The sequence below is a fragment of the Streptomyces sp. NPDC096046 genome (assembly GCF_040303285.1).
In the GTDB taxonomy this organism is placed as follows: Bacteria; Actinomycetota; Actinomycetes; order Streptomycetales; family Streptomycetaceae; genus Streptomyces.
In genome coordinates this window covers 38,740-53,566 of record NZ_JBEOSZ010000006.1, presented here as the reverse complement: position 1 = coordinate 53,566, position 14,827 = coordinate 38,740, and the positions used below count along the sequence as shown (strand labels likewise).

The following is a 14,827-nucleotide window of genomic DNA, read 5'->3' as shown; positions in this document are numbered from 1 at the left end:
CAATGACCCACCAGTGGCGCGGAATCATCGAGGAGTACCGGGACCGGCTGCCGGTATCCGACAGCACGCCGGTCGTGACGCTCCGTGAGGGCGGCACGCCCCTCGTGCCCGCGCAGGTGCTCTCCGAGCGCACGGGCTGCGAGGTCCACCTCAAGGTGGAGGGCGCGAATCCGACCGGTTCCTTCAAGGACCGCGGTATGACCATGGCCATCACCCGGGCCAAGGAGGAGGGCGCGCAGGCCGTCATCTGCGCCTCCACCGGCAACACGTCGGCCTCCGCCGCCGCGTACGCCGTGCGGGCCGGGATGGTCTGCGCCGTGCTCGTGCCGCAGGGCAAGATCGCGCTCGGCAAGATGGGCCAGGCCCTCGTGCACGGCGCGAAGATCCTCCAGGTCGACGGCAACTTCGACGACTGCCTCACGCTCGCGCGCGGTCTGAGCGACAACTACCCCGTGGCACTGGTCAATTCCGTCAACCCGGTACGTATCGAGGGTCAGAAGACGGCGGCTTTCGAGATCGTGGACATGCTCGGTGACGCGCCCGACATCCACGTCCTGCCGGTGGGCAACGCGGGCAACATCACGGCCTACTGGAAGGGCTACAAGGAGTACGCCGCCGACGGCATCGCCTCCCGGACCCCCCGCATGTGGGGTTTCCAGGCCTCCGGCAGCGCCCCGATCGTGCGCGGCGAGGTCGTCAAGGACCCCTCGACCATCGCCACCGCCATCCGCATCGGCAACCCGGCCTCCTGGCAGTACGCGCTCGCCGCGCGGGACGAGTCGGGCGGTTCCATCGACGAGGTGACGGATCGTGAGATCCTGCGCGCCTACCGGCTGTTGGCGTCGCAGGAGGGCGTCTTCGTCGAGCCGGCGTCCGCCGCGTCCGTCGCCGGTCTGCTGAAGGCGGCCGAGCAGGGCAAGGTCGACCCGGGGCAGCGCATCGTGTGCACCGTCACCGGCAACGGGCTGAAGGACCCCGACTGGGCCGTCGCCGGTGCCCCGCAGCCGGTCACCGTACCCGTCGACGCGGCGACCGCGGCGGAGCGCCTCGGCCTGGCCTGACGTGCGGGTATGCACCGAGCGCCGGTGCTGCGCCCGACACGGTCCGGCGTAAGACGGCGCTCGCCGGGGGAGGTTCCCTACGGGGGGTGCACAGGGGGCTTACGACACGCATCGTGCGCCTCCTGTGCGCCCTATGTCGCCACGGAACCTTCCTTCGATAGGCTGTACTGAACCCGCCCGCCGCATATGCCTCCGCAGGGAGCGCGGTGCCGAGCCGTCTCCGCGGCCGGGACAACGGCCGGCCACCGCGGCCGGGCAGCGGCCCCCAGGGTTCTCGTACGGCATCGAATGTCCACTGAACGTCATTCGACAATCACCGCAGCTCAAGGAGAGTCATCGAGCGATGGCCGGTCCAGCGTTCCGCGCCGCCGCCGTCCGGGTGCGCGTCCCCGCCACCAGCGCCAACCTCGGCCCGGGCTTCGACGCCCTCGGCCTCGCGCTGGGTCTGTACGACGACGTGGTCGTCCGGGTGGCCGACTCCGGGCTGCACATCGACATCGCGGGCGAGGGCAGCGAGACCCTCCCGCGCGACGAGCAGCACCTTCTCGTACGTTCCCTGCGCACCGCGTTCGACCTGCTGGGCGGGCAGCCGCGCGGTCTGGAGATCGTCTGCGCCAACCGCATTCCGCACGGACGGGGCCTCGGCTCCTCGTCGGCCGCCATCTGCGCCGGGATCGTCGCCGCCCGCGCCGTGACGATAGGCGCCGACGCCAAGCTCGACGACGCCGCGCTGCTGGAGCTGGCCACCGAGATCGAGGGCCACCCCGACAATGTCGCGGCGTGCCTGCTCGGCGGTTTCACGCTGTCCTGGATGGAGGGCGGCGCGGCGCGCGCCATCAGGATGGAGCCCTCGGTTTCCATCGTTCCGGTGGTTTTCGTTCCCGGAAAGCCGGTCCTCACCGAAACCGCGCGCGGGCTGCTCCCGCGCACCGTGCCGCATGTCGACGCGGCCACCAACGCCGGCCGGGCCGCCCTGCTCGTCGAGGCCCTGACACGGCGCCCCGAACTGCTGCTGCCCGCCACCGAGGACCGTCTGCACCAGGAGTACCGCGCCCCCGCCATGCCCGAGAGCGCGGCACTGGTGGAGCGGCTGCGGGGCGACGGCATCCCCGCGGTGATCTCCGGGGCCGGACCGACGGTCATGGCGCTGGCCGACGCGGACACCGCCGACAAGGTCGAGGCCCTGGCGGGCGCGGACTGGGCCGCGAACCGGCTGCGCCTCGATCAGCAGGGCGCGAGCGTGCTGCCGCTCGCGACCCCCGGTGACATCTGAAAGCGCGCGATTGCCGGATTTCGAGAGGGGGAATGTTTGTTGGATCCGGTAGTGTTAACCTCAAGTCTGCACCCGACCCCACCATGGCGAGGTGCCTCGTGTCCCCGTCCGGGACAGACATTCTTCCGGGAGCCCCCCAAACCGCACTGTGTTCCGTACGTCGGACCGTACGCCGTACAAGGACATTGAGCGGGGCGCAGGGCATGCTCCGGAACCGGTGCGACCACGCCGCGTGACACTGACACTGGGTGCCACGGCTCAAGGAAGCGCCATCACCAGATTCCTCCGCCGCTTAGGCGGACCACCGCCCCGGCACGGTTCACACCACACGGACCGAAGCCGGACAGCACAACCGGTCGCCGAGCCAGACAGGCCGACGTCCGCTCCAGGGAAGGACCCTTCGTGAGCGACACCACCGATCTGATGGGCGCACGTGTCGAGGAGACCGCTGCCGCGCCCGCCACGGACGCCTCCGCGCCTGCCAGCGGTGCCGGCTCCCGGCGGCGCCGTGGCACCGGCCTCGAGGGCATGGTGCTGGCCGAGCTGCAGCAGGTCGCATCCGGCCTCGGCATCAGGGGCACCGCGCGTATGCGCAAGAGCCAGTTGATCGAGGTCATCAAGGAAGCGCAGGCGTCCGGCGGCGCCGCTCCGGCCGCCAAGGCCGACGCCCCCGCCGAGACCAAGCCCAAGCGCCGCGCCACCTCGCGGACCCGTACGGGCGACAACGCCGAGAAGGCGGACAAGAAGGCGGACGCGAAGGAGGCCTCACAGGCCCCCGCGGACAAGGCCGACAAGGCCGTCGCCCAGCAGCAGATCGAGATCCCCGGCCAGCCCGCCGGAGGCGCCTCCCGGCCGAGCGAGAACGAGCGCGGAGGAGACGACGCGCCCGAGCGCCGCCGTCGCCGGGCCACCGCCGAGGCCGGAGCCCCGGCTTCCGCCACGGAGACCATCGTCGCCGAGGCGAAGAACGACTCCAAGGCCGAGACGCAGTCGACGCAGCAGTCGCAGAGCAACGAGGCCAAGTCCGACGCCGGTGAGGGCGAGGGCCGTCGTCGCGACCGCCGCGACCGCGGGCGGGACCGTGACCGGGACCGCGACCGCCGCGGTGGCAAGGGCGACGACCAGCAGGGCGGCCAGCGCGGCCAGCAGCAGAGCCAGGGCGGCGGCCGTCAGGACCGCGGCCAGCAGCAGCCGCAGGACGACGACGACTTCGAGGGCGGCCGGCGCGGGCGTCGCGGCCGCTACCGCGACCGCCGGGGCCGTCGTGGCCGCGACGACATCGCCTCCGAGCCGCAGATCAACGAGGACGACGTCCTGATCCCCGTCGCGGGCATCCTGGACATCCTCGACAACTACGCCTTCATCCGCACGTCCGGCTACCTGCCCGGCCCGAACGACGTGTACGTCTCCCTCGCCCAGGTCCGCAAGAACGGCCTGCGCAAGGGCGACCACATCACCGGTGCCGTGCGCCAGCCCAAGGACGGCGAGCGGCGCGAGAAGTTCAACGCGCTGGTGCGCCTGGACTCCGTCAACGGCATGGCACCCGAATCCGGGCGCGGGCGACCGGAGTTCAACAAGCTGACGCCGCTGTACCCGCAGGACCGCCTCCGCCTGGAGACGGACCCGGGCGTCCTCACCACCCGCATCATCGACCTCGTCGCGCCGATCGGTAAGGGCCAGCGTGGTCTGATCGTGGCCCCGCCGAAGACCGGCAAGACCATGATCATGCAGGCGATCGCCAACGCGATCACCCACAACAACCCCGAGTGCCACCTGATGGTCGTCCTCGTCGACGAGCGTCCGGAAGAGGTCACCGACATGCAGCGGTCGGTCAAGGGCGAGGTCATCTCCTCGACCTTCGACCGCCCGGCCGAGGACCACACCACGGTCGCCGAGCTCGCCATCGAGCGCGCCAAGCGCCTGGTGGAGCTGGGCCACGACGTGGTCGTGCTGCTCGATTCGATCACCCGCCTGGGCCGTGCGTACAACCTCGCCGCCCCGGCCTCCGGCCGCATCCTGTCCGGTGGTGTCGACTCGACCGCCCTGTACCCGCCGAAGCGCTTCTTCGGTGCGGCCCGCAACATCGAGGACGGCGGTTCGCTGACCATCCTCGCCACCGCGCTGGTGGACACCGGGTCCCGCATGGACGAGGTCATCTTCGAGGAGTTCAAGGGCACCGGCAACGCGGAGCTCAAGCTCGACCGGAAGCTCGCGGACAAGCGCATCTTCCCGGCGGTGGACGTCGACGCGTCCGGCACCCGCAAGGAAGAGATCCTGCTCGCCCCCGACGAGCTCGCCATCGTCTGGAAGCTGCGCCGGGTGCTGCACGCCCTCGACCAGCAGCAGGCGGTCGAGCTGCTGCTCGACAAGATGAAGCAGACCAAGTCGAACGCCGAGTTCCTGATGCAGATCCAGAAGACCACCCCCACGCCGGGCAACGGCGACTGAGGCAGGTCGATCCGGTAAGAACCGCACAAGAGGGCCGCTCCCGAACGGGGGCGGCCCTTTGTGCTGCTGGTGTGCGGGTAGGATCACGCTCTCTTCGAACTTGTGATCCCAAGGGGGGACATACGTGGGTACACCCATGCCCGGGGGCGGTCGGCACAGACGCCGGATACGCATCGCACTGCCCGTCGCCGCGGCCGGCGTCGCCGCCGCCGTGGCCGGCGCGCTGCTGACGACGTCCGCCGGTGCGGCCACCCCGCTGCCGCAGCCGACGGTCAAGCCCGTCACCAGCTCGCCGTCGCTCGCCGAGCTGGAGAAGCGCGTCGCGGGCGCCATGGCCGGTGACGACGTCGCCGGCAAGACGAGCAAGGCCGCGCTCACCGCGGGCACCGTCGCCGGCGGCATCGACCCGAAGGTCATCGGCGGCAACGAGACCACCATCAGCACGGCACCGTGGATGACGCAGCTCCACTACTACGACGACCGGGGCACCTCCACCACCGGCGACGACATCGGCTTCTTCTGCGGCGGCGCCGTCGTCGCGCCGACGAAGATCCTCACCGCCGCGCACTGCGTCAAGGGCTACAACTGGAACGCCAACGGCGCCGTCGTCACCGGCACCGCCCAGCTGCCCTCGGCCGACGGCACCGACCTGCACGGCGGCACCGTCACCGGCGTCTGGCGGCAGTGGAACCACCCGTCGTACAACGCGACGACCATCGACAACGACATCGCGGTGCTGACCCTGCCCGTCCCGGTCAAGGCCACCCCGATCCGGATGACCACCTCCGGCGACACCACCTCGTACAAGGCCGGCACCAGCGCCAAGGTCTACGGCTGGGGCCGCACCAGCTCCACCAGCGACGACATCTCCGAGACGCTGAAGACCGCCACGCTGCCCATGCAGTCGGACACGACCTGCTCCGGCGCGTACGGCAGCGACTTCGTCAAGGGCCACATGGTCTGCGCGGGCAAGCCCGCCACCGGCAGCGACGCCGGCACCGTCTCCGCCTGCAACGGCGACTCCGGCGGCCCCCTGGTCGTCAACAACCGGATCGTCGGTGTCGTGTCCTGGGGCGTGACGGACTGCGTCGCGCAGGGTGCCTACAGCGTCTTCGCCAAGGTCAGCTCGTACGTCGGCGCCGCCTACCCGCGCCTCGACGACACCAACATCAGCGGCGACCACAAGGCCGACCTCTGGGTGCGCAAGGCCTCCACGAAGACCGGCTACTCCAAGGACTCCAAGGGCACCTCGTTCGCCGCCCGCCAGTCCTGGGGCAACTGGAACGGCGTCAACGTCGTCCTGCAGACGGACCTGGACCGCGACGGCTACCAGGACCTGGTCTACCGGCGCAGCAGCGACGGCGACGTCTTCTGGACCCACTACGTCATCTCCAGCGGCACCTGGTCCACCAAGCGGATCGCCGACAACTGGAAGAGCCGCACCCGCATCATCACCCCCGGTGACGTCACCGGCGACTACCTGCCCGACCTGCTCTCGGTCGACTCGGCGGGCGCCCTGTGGATCTACCCGGGCAAGGGCAACGGCGCCTTCGCGCCCCGCGTGAAGGTCGGCACCGGCTGGAACCAGTACAACTCCGTGCGCGGCAAGGGCGACTTCAACGGGGACGGCAAGACCGACCTGATCGCCCGCAGCAGGTCGGGCAGCTACCTGTACCTCTACAAGGGCACCGGCAAGGCCGGCTCGGGCGCCTTCTCGGCCCGGGTCAAGGTGCGCACGTGGGGCGGCTACAACGCCTTCGACGCGCCCGGTGACGTCACCGGCGACGGCAAGGCCGACTTCCTGGCCCGCACCCCCGGCGGCACGCTCTACCTGTACGCGGGCACGGGCAAGGGGACCAGCGAGATCTTCGCCACAAGGAAGTCCGTCGGCACCGACTTCAAGCAGTACGACATCTTCGGCTGAAACCGCAGGTGAGCGGGGCTCACCCCGCAGTGACGAACACGCACTGTGCCCACCGTTCCACACGGTGGGCACAGTGCGTCGTGCAACCCTTCCCCGGGTTTCCCCGTCTGACCAGGCGGAGCGACGATAGTGCGAGGAAGGGTCTTTTCCGGCCGCGTCTGGCACTGAGCGCAGGGGGTAACCGACCGTAGAAGAGCTGAGGAGTCCATGTCTGCCGAGAGCACGCCGGGCCCGGGCATACCGGGCGACACCGGCACCGACGGAGCGCGTCACCGCGGCAAGGGCCGGCGCCGCAAGCCCCAGAAGCGTCACAAGGGCTTGATGATCACGGCGTGGACCGCCGCGGGCATCGTCGTGCTGGGCGGCGTCGGGGCCGGGTACATGTACTTCGAGCTCAACGACAACCTCAAGAGCGTCGACATCGACCAGGCCCTCGGCACGGACCGGCCCAAGAAGGCCGACAACGGCTCCGAGAACATCCTCGTCCTGGGCTCCGACACCCGCGCCGGCGGCAACAAGAAGCTCGGCGGCGGCACCGACGACGGCAGCGCCCGTTCCGACACGGCGATGATCGTGCACGTCTACAAGGGCCACAAGAAGGCCGGCGTGGTCTCCATCCCGCGCGACACCCTCATCGACCGCCCCTCGTGCACGGACACCAAAGGCGACGAGCACCCCGCCGCCCGCGGCGTGATGTTCAACTCCGCGTACTCCACCGGCGGGGCGGCCTGCGCCGTGAAGACCGTCGAGTCGATCACCGGCCTGCGCATGGACCACTATCTGGAGATCGACTTCTCCGGCTTCCAGGAACTCATCGACGACCTCGGCGGCGTCGAGATCACCACCACCAAGAGCATCGACGACCCCGACAGCCACCTGAAGCTGAAGGCCGGCACCCACACGCTGGACGGCAAGCAGGCCCTCGGCCTGGTCCGCACCAGACACGGCGTCGGCGACGGCTCCGATCTGGGCCGCATTCAGCTCCAGCAGGCCTTCATCAAGGCCCTGGTCAACCAGATCAAGGACATCGGCGTCTTCTCGAACCCGCAGAAGCTGGTCGACCTGGCGAAAACCGCGACCAAGGCCGTGACGACCGACTCCGACCTCGGTTCGGTCAACAAGCTCGCGTCCTTCGCCCACGGCCTCCAGGGCATCAGCCCGTCCGACATGCGCATGATCACGATGCCGGTGGCCTACGACCCGGCCGACCCCAACCGCGTCCTGCTCCGGGAGAAGAAGGCCGACCGGATCTGGCAGGCGCTGGAGGACGACAGACCGATCCCGAAGTCGGCGACGTCCGGATCGGCCACGGGCGAGGCCAAGGGCGTCGTCAGCGCCCCGTAGGGGCCGCGGGGCTGTATCGATGTGCGGCTCCGCCGCGCGGGCGCAACCAGCCCCGTGCGGCTCCCGGGGAACAAACACCGGCAACCCCCGGTTTTGGGAGTAGGCCCCAGTCCTGGCAGACTGGTACGTCGGCTCCGGTTCACGCTCCCGCATCCCGCGGCGGCGACCCGGCGCCCTCCCGAACCTAGGAGACACCTTGAAGCGCGACATCCACCCCGAGTACGTCGAGACGCAGGTCAGCTGCACCTGTGGCGCGTCGTTCACCACCCGCAGCACCATCGAGTCCGGCGCCATCCGCGCCGATGTCTGCTCCGAGTGCCACCCGTTCTACACGGGCAAGCAGAAGATCCTCGACACCGGTGGCCGTGTGGCCCGCTTCGAGGCCCGCTTCGGCAAGGCCGCCGGCTCCAAGAAGTAGCGAGCCTCAATTCGCCGGTCCACGGACGCGCCCCTTCACCGGGCGCTCCGGGACCGGCGTTTTTGGTCGCCCGCCCTTCACCCCCGTCCGTTCACAGGAGCCCAAGATGTTCGAGGCCGTCGAGGAACTCGTCGCCGAGCACGCCGACCTGGAGAAGAAGCTCGCCGACCCGTCGGTCCACTCCGACCAGGCCAACGCGCGCAGGCTGAACAAGCGTTACGCCGAGCTCACCCCGATCGTCGCCACGTACCGCTCCTGGAAGCAGACCGGCGACGACATCGGGACCGCGCGCGAACTGGGCGCCGACGACCCGGAGTTCGCCGCCGAGGTCAAGGAGCTGGAGAAGGCCCGCGAGGAGCTGACGGAGAAGCTGCGGCTTCTCCTCGTCCCGCGTGACCCCAGCGACGACAAGGACGTCATCCTCGAGATCAAGGCGGGCGCGGGCGGCGACGAGTCGGCGCTGTTCGCCGGCGACCTGCTGCGCATGTACCTGCGCTACGCCGAGCGCGTCGGCTGGAAGACCGAGATCATCGACGCCACCGAGTCCGAGCTCGGCGGCTACAAGGACGTCCAGGTCGCCGTGAAGACCAAGGGCGGCCAGGGCGCCACCGAGCCCGGCCAGGGCGTCTGGGCGCGGATGAAGTACGAGGGCGGCGTGCACCGCGTGCAGCGCGTGCCCGCGACGGAGTCCCAGGGCCGTATCCACACCTCCGCGGCCGGTGTGCTCGTCACGCCCGAGGCAGAGGAGGTCGACGTCGAGATCAACCCCAACGATCTGCGCATCGACGTCTACCGGTCCTCCGGGCCCGGCGGGCAGTCCGTCAACACCACCGACTCCGCCGTGCGCATCACGCACATCCCCACCGGAGTCGTCGCCTCCTGCCAGAACGAGAAGAGCCAGCTGCAGAACAAGGAGCAGGCACTGCGTATCCTGCGCTCCAGGCTGCTCGCGGCGGCGCAGGAGGAGGCCGAGAGGGAGGCTGCCGACGCCCGCCGCAGCCAGGTCCGCACGGTCGACCGCTCCGAGAAGATCCGCACGTACAACTACCCGGAGAACCGCATCTCGGACCACCGCGTCGGCTTCAAGGCGTACAACCTGGACCAGGTTCTGGACGGCGACCTCGACGCGGTCATCCAGGCCTGCGTCGACGCGGACTCGGCTGCGAAGCTGGCGGCTGCGTAAGGCACGCACGAGCACGTACGAGTAATACGGAGGACTTGCGTGAACCTGCTGCTCGCGGAGGTGGCCCAGGCCACCCAGCGGCTCGCCGACGCCGGCGTGCCCTCGCCGCGCACCGACGCGGAGGAGCTCGCCGCGTTCGTGCACGGCGTCAAGCGCGGCGAGCTGCACTCCGTCAAGGACTCCGACTTCGACGCCCGCTACTGGGAGGTCATCGCCCGCCGTGAGGCCCGCGAGCCGCTCCAGCACATCACCGGGCGCGCCTACTTCCGCTACCTGGAACTCCAGGTCGGCCCCGGGGTGTTCGTGCCGCGGCCCGAGACGGAGTCCGTGGTCGGCTGGGCCATAGACGCCGTACGGGCGATGGACGTCGTCGAGCCGTGCATCGTCGACCTGTGCACCGGTTCCGGCGCCATCGCGCTCGCCCTGGCCCAGGAGGTGCCGCGCTCGCGCGTGCACGCCGTGGAGCTGTCCGAGGACGCCCTCAAATGGACCCGCCAGAACGTCGAGGGGTCCAGGGTCGACCTGCGGCAGGGCAACGCCCTGACGGCCTTCCCGGACCTGGACGGCCAGGTCGACCTGGTCATCACCAACCCGCCGTACATCCCGCTCACCGAATGGGAGTACGTCGCCCCCGAGGCACGGGACTACGACCCCGGCATGGCTCTGTTCTCCGGCGAGGACGGCCTCGACCTGATCCGCGGCCTGGAGCGCACCGCGCACCGGCTGCTGCGCCCCGGCGGCGTCGTGGTGGTGGAGCACGCCGACACCCAGGGCGGCCAGGTTCCGTGGATCTTCGCCGAGGACCGCGGCTGGACCGACGCCGCGGACCACCCGGACCTGAACAACCGCCCGCGTTTCGCCACGGCCCGCAAGGCCCTGCCGTGAGCACACCCGGCACCCCGCGGTCCCCGCGGACTTCATCCCAGCAGCACGTGTACGAGGAGGCCAGCTAAAGATGGCACGGCGATACGACACCAACGACGCGACCGACCGAGTGACCGGTCTGCGCGAGGCAGCGTCCGCCGTCCGCCGTGGCGAGCTCGTGGTGCTGCCGACGGACACGGTGTACGGCATCGGCGCCGACGCGTTCTCCTCGGAGGCGGTCGCCGACCTGCTGGAGGCCAAGGGCCGGGGCCGCAACATGCCCACCCCCGTCCTCATCGGCTCCCCGAACACGCTGCACGGCCTCGTCACGGACTTCTCCGAGCTGGCCTGGGAGCTGGTCGACGCGTTCTGGCCGGGCGCCCTGACGCTCGTCGCCCGGCACCAGCCGTCCCTCCAGTGGGACCTCGGGGACACCCGGGGCACGGTCGCCGTGCGCATGCCCCTGCACCCCGTCGCCATCGAGCTGCTCACCGAGGTCGGCCCCATGGCCGTATCCTCCGCCAACCTCACCGGCCACCCGGCGCCGGAGAACTGCGACGCCGCGCAGGAGATGCTGGGCGACTCCGTCTCCGTCTACCTCGACGGCGGTCCGACCCCCGGCAACGTGCCGTCGTCGATCGTCGACGTGACCCGTGAGGTGCCGCTGCTGCTGCGCGCGGGCGCCCTCTCGGCGGACGAGCTGCGAAAGGTCGTACCCGACCTCGAGGTGGCGAATTGACGGCCCCTGGATCGGGGCGTGGCATAGGCAACGGGGAAAGCGCGGCGGAGATCACGACGACCTTCGTGGGACTTCCGCGCGACAGCTTCCGCATCCTCCACGTCAGCACCGGCAACGTCTGCCGCTCACCCATCACCGAGCGGCTGACCCGTCATTTCGTCGCGGAGCGCCTCGGCATCCTCGGCGGTGGGCTCATCGTGGAGAGCGCGGGCACCTGGGGCCACGAGGGCGCATCCATGGAGGCCCACGCGGAGACGGTCCTGGCCGACTTCGGCGCGGACGCCTCCGGCTTCACCGGGCGCGAGCTCCTCGACGAGCACGTGATCCGCGCCGACCTGGTGCTGACCGCCACCCGGGACCACCGGGCGCAGGTCATCTCCATGGGGCACTCGGCGGGTCTGCGCACCTTCACGCTCAAGGAGTTCACCCGTCTGGTCAAGGCCATCGACCCGGCGACCCTGCCGCCCCTGGAGGACGGCGTGGTCGCCCGCGCGCGTGCGCTGGTCCGCGCCGCGGCCGCTCTACGCGGGTGGCTCCTGGCGCCGACCGCCGAGGCCGACGAGGTCTACGACCCGTACGGCGCTCCCCTGACGTTCTTCCGGTCGATCGGGGACGAGATACACCAGGCACTCGATCCGGTCGTCACGGCCCTCACGGGCGTCCCCGCACGGACGTGACGACCGAGCGCTGAGAACGCCCCGGGCCTACATTGGTCGTACGTCACCGTCGACGCCCGGAGCCCACCATGACGGTCATCCCTGCCATCGAGGCCGATGTCCTGCGCCGCCAGGACCCCGAGCTCGCCGACCTCCTGCTCGCGGAGCGGGAGCGGCAGTCGACCACGCTCCAGCTGATCGCCGCCGAGAACTTCTGCTCCCCGGCCGTGCTGGCCGCCCTCGGTTCACCGCTGGCCAACAAGTACGCCGAGGGCTACCCCGGGGCGCGGCACCACGGCGGCTGCGAGATCGTCGATGTCGCCGAACGCGTCGCCGTCGAGCGGGCCATGGCCCTGTTCGGCGCCGACCACGCCAACGTCCAGGCGCACTCGGGCTCTTCGGCGGTGCTGGCCGCCTACGCCGCCCTCCTGCGCCCCGGTGACACCGTCCTCGCGCTCGGCCTGCCCCACGGCGGGCATCTCACCCACGGCTCGCCCGTCAACTTCTCCGGCCGCTGGTTCGACTTCGTCGGCTACGGCGTGGACGCCGAGTCCGGGCTCATCGACCACGAGCAGGTGCGCACCCTGGCCCGCACGCGCCGGCCCAAGGCGATCGTGTGCGGCTCGATCGCCTACCCGCGCCACCTCGACCACGCCTTCTTCCGCGAGGTCGCCGACGAGGTGGGCGCGTACCTCATCGCGGACGCCGCGCACCCCCTCGGGCTCGTCGCCGGGGGAGCGGCCCCCAATCCGGTCCCGTACGCGGACATCGTCTGCGGGACCACCCACAAGGTGCTGCGGGGACCGCGCGGCGGCCTGATCCTGTGCCGCGCGGAGCTGGCCGAGCGGGTCGACCGGGCCGTGTTCCCTTTCACACAGGGCGGCGCGCAGATGCACACCATCGCCGCCAAGGCGGTCGCGTTCGGGGAGGCGGCAACACCGGCGTTCGCCGCGTACGCCCATCAGGTGGTGGCGAACGCGCGGGTGCTGGCGGCCCGGCTGGCCGCCGAGGGACTGGTCGTCACCACCGGTGGCACGGACACCCACCTGATCACCGCCGACCCGGCGCCGCTCGGCGTCGACGGACGCACCGCCCGGGGCCGTCTCGCCGCGGCCGGCCTGGTCATGGACTGCTGTGCCCTGCCGCACGGCGACGACCGGGGACTGCGGCTCGGCACGGCCGCGACCACCACGCAGGGCATGGGCGAGGCGGAGATGGTGCGGATCGCCGGGCTGCTCGCCGGGGTGCTCCGGGGCGTGACGGAGACCTCGAGAGCGCGTGAAGATGTGCGGGAGCTGGCCGGTCGATTTCCGCCGTATCCCGCTTGAGTCGGGGTAAGCGCACCAGGGTGCACAGCTGAACGTGCAACCATCGTCGCTACCCGGAAGTCCCCACTCATATGCGCGCATCGCTAGGGTGTGGGGCTGAGATGGCCAGCGAGACCTGTGGGGAAGCCCGTGCGTGAATACCTCCTGACGCTCTGTGTCACGGCCGCGGTGACGTATCTGCTGACAGGGCCGGTACGGAAGTTCGCGATCGTGGCCGGAGCGATGCCGGAGATCCGGGCACGCGACGTGCACCGTGAGCCCACTCCGCGCCTCGGCGGTATCGCGATGTTCTTCGGTCTGTGCGCGGGCCTGCTGGTCGCCGACCACCTGACCAACCTCAACCAGGTCTTCGAGACGTCGAACGAACCCCGGGCCCTGCTGTCCGGGGCGGCCCTGATCTGGCTGATCGGTGTGCTGGACGACAAGTTCGAGATCGACGCCCTGATCAAGCTGGGCGGCCAGATGATCGCCGCGGGCGTGATGGTCGTGCAGGGTCTGACGATCCTGTGGCTGCCGATCCCGGGTGTCGGCTCGGTCGCGCTCACCCAGTGGCAGGGCACCCTGCTCACGGTCGCGCTGGTCGTCATCACCATCAACGCGGTCAACTTCGTCGACGGCCTGGACGGCCTCGCGGCCGGCATGGTCTGCATCGCGGCCACGGCGTTCTTCCTGTACGCCTACCGCATCTGGTACTCGTACGGCATCGAGGCCGCCGCCCCGGCCACCCTCTTCTCGGCGATCCTGATGGGCATGTGCCTGGGCTTCCTGCCGCACAACATGCACCCGGCGCGGATCTTCATGGGCGACTCGGGCTCGATGCTGATCGGCCTGGTCCTGGCCGCGGGCGCGATCTCCGTCACAGGGCAGGTGGACCCGGACGCGCTCAACCTGTACGTGGGCTCCGAGAAGGAGGCCGTGCACCAGACGGTCCCCGTGTACATCCCGCTGCTGCTTCCGCTGACGATCATCGCGGTGCCGGCCGCCGACCTGATCCTGGCGATCGTGCGGCGCACCTGGCGCGGCCAGTCCCCGTTCGCCGCCGACCGCGGCCACCTGCACCACCGGCTGCTGGAGATCGGCCACTCGCACAGCCGCGCGGTGCTGATCATGTACTTCTGGTCGGCGCTGATCGCCTTCGGCGCGCTCGCCTACTCGGTCAACTCGGCGTCCATGTGGATCGTGCTCGGTGTCGTGTTCCTCAGCGCGATCGGTCTCCTGCTGCTTCTGCTGCCGCGCTTCCGGCCGCGCGCCCCGCGCTGGATGGAGCGTTTCGTGCCGCCGCGCTACCGGCGCCGCGGCTCGGTCGCGGCCGTCTCACCCGAGGCGTCGATGCCGGCCACCCCGGCGGACCAGCCCGCCGCCGGCTCCGAGGACCGCACCCCCGTGGTGTCCGGGGTCTCCGGCGTCAACGGGGCGACCGCCATCGGCCCCCGTTCGCGCATGGCCGACCGGCGCAAGGCGGGGACAAGGTAAGAATCTGACGAGAGCATTGCCAAGTCGTGGGCTGGTGATGGGGGTGCGAAGTGCCCCAATACCAGACATCTCGGCGAGATTCCCGCTCAGACGCGCAGGTTCACTCTCATGTGTGA

At 70.5% G+C, this 14,827-nt stretch carries 12 protein-coding genes; all 12 read left to right on the top strand.

Going from position 1 to position 14,827, the window contains the following annotated elements:
* Nucleotides 1-2: 2 nt before the first annotated feature.
* Nucleotides 3-1,061 carry a threonine synthase gene (gene thrC, locus ABTX62_RS07445; RefSeq protein ID WP_283972399.1) on the top strand — a complete coding sequence of 353 codons (1,059 nt, stop codon included), beginning with the start codon at nucleotides 3-5 and terminating at the stop codon, nucleotides 1,059-1,061.
* A gap of 343 nt (nucleotides 1,062-1,404) precedes the next feature.
* Nucleotides 1,405-2,334 carry a homoserine kinase gene (gene thrB, locus ABTX62_RS07440; RefSeq protein WP_352115285.1) on the top strand — a complete coding sequence of 310 codons (930 nt, stop codon included), beginning with the start codon at nucleotides 1,405-1,407 and terminating at the stop codon, nucleotides 2,332-2,334.
* A 402-nt stretch (nucleotides 2,335-2,736) separates the two neighbouring features.
* Complete coding sequence (gene rho, locus ABTX62_RS07435; RefSeq protein WP_352115284.1) at nucleotides 2,737-4,782, top strand: transcription termination factor Rho; 2,046 nt, start codon at nucleotides 2,737-2,739, stop codon at nucleotides 4,780-4,782.
* 136 nt (nucleotides 4,783-4,918) lie between these two features.
* Complete coding sequence (locus ABTX62_RS07430; RefSeq protein WP_352115425.1) at nucleotides 4,919-6,706, top strand: trypsin-like serine protease; 1,788 nt, start codon at nucleotides 4,919-4,921, stop codon at nucleotides 6,704-6,706.
* 207 nt (nucleotides 6,707-6,913) lie between these two features.
* A complete protein-coding gene (locus ABTX62_RS07425) occupies nucleotides 6,914-8,050 on the top strand; it encodes an LCP family protein (RefSeq protein ID WP_352115283.1) in 1,137 nt (378 codons plus the stop codon).
* A gap of 196 nt (nucleotides 8,051-8,246) precedes the next feature.
* Nucleotides 8,247-8,468, top strand: a complete 222-nt coding sequence (gene rpmE / locus ABTX62_RS07420; RefSeq protein ID WP_031140670.1) for a 50S ribosomal protein L31 — start codon at nucleotides 8,247-8,249, stop codon at nucleotides 8,466-8,468.
* Nucleotides 8,469-8,574: 106 nt separating this feature from the next.
* The gene (gene prfA / locus ABTX62_RS07415; protein WP_352115282.1) at nucleotides 8,575-9,651 is read left to right on the top strand and encodes a peptide chain release factor 1; all 1,077 of its coding nucleotides are present in this window, start codon (nucleotides 8,575-8,577) and stop codon (nucleotides 9,649-9,651) included.
* Between the two features lie 39 nt (nucleotides 9,652-9,690).
* Nucleotides 9,691-10,536 (top strand): peptide chain release factor N(5)-glutamine methyltransferase, encoded by an 846-nt coding sequence (gene prmC / locus ABTX62_RS07410; protein WP_352115281.1) that lies wholly within the window; start codon nucleotides 9,691-9,693, stop codon nucleotides 10,534-10,536.
* 70 nt (nucleotides 10,537-10,606) lie between these two features.
* Nucleotides 10,607-11,254, top strand: coding sequence for an L-threonylcarbamoyladenylate synthase (locus ABTX62_RS07405; protein WP_352115280.1), 648 nt, complete (start codon nucleotides 10,607-10,609; stop codon nucleotides 11,252-11,254).
* Complete coding sequence (locus ABTX62_RS07400; RefSeq protein WP_283972405.1) at nucleotides 11,251-11,931, top strand: arsenate reductase/protein-tyrosine-phosphatase family protein; 681 nt, start codon at nucleotides 11,251-11,253, stop codon at nucleotides 11,929-11,931. Before ABTX62_RS07405 ends, ABTX62_RS07400 begins: the two co-directional genes overlap by 4 nt.
* Nucleotides 11,932-11,999: 68 nt before the next feature.
* Nucleotides 12,000-13,238 carry a serine hydroxymethyltransferase gene (gene glyA / locus ABTX62_RS07395; protein WP_352115279.1) on the top strand — a complete coding sequence of 413 codons (1,239 nt, stop codon included), beginning with the start codon at nucleotides 12,000-12,002 and terminating at the stop codon, nucleotides 13,236-13,238.
* 129 nt (nucleotides 13,239-13,367) lie between these two features.
* A complete protein-coding gene (locus ABTX62_RS07390) occupies nucleotides 13,368-14,711 on the top strand; it encodes an MraY family glycosyltransferase (protein ID WP_352115278.1) in 1,344 nt (447 codons plus the stop codon).
* The last annotated feature ends 116 nt before the right edge of the window (nucleotides 14,712-14,827 follow it).